The sequence below is a fragment of the Holdemanella sp. DFI.5.55 genome (assembly GCF_020593575.1).
GTDB lineage: Bacteria > Bacillota_I > Bacilli_A > Erysipelotrichales > Erysipelotrichaceae > Holdemanella > Holdemanella hominis.
In genome coordinates this window covers 1-217 of sequence record NZ_JAJDMK010000449.1, presented here as the reverse complement: position 1 = coordinate 217, position 217 = coordinate 1, and the positions used below count along the sequence as shown (strand labels likewise).

The 217-nt window shown below is 49.8% G+C and carries 1 pseudogene; it reads left to right on the top strand.

The window, feature by feature from the left end:
- Positions 1-5: 5 nt before the first annotated feature.
- Positions 6-217, top strand: a pseudogene (locus LJE08_RS14770) (branched-chain amino acid ABC transporter permease); the annotation flags it as partial.

Here is a 217-nt window from a genome sequence, read left to right as displayed (position 1 = left end):
CTAAGATGAAAATACGTTGGCAGACCATTGCCATCTGGTTCGTCTGCATGGCAGCCGGATATGGCATTATCTATGCCGGTGAAATGACTGGCGTGGTTGATACGTTTATCGAGAACATGCTGGTTATGATGGGCATCAACATCATCCTGGCCGTCAGTCTGAACCTGATCGTGGGCTTTTCTGGTCAGTTTTCGCTGGGTCATGCCGGCTTTATGGC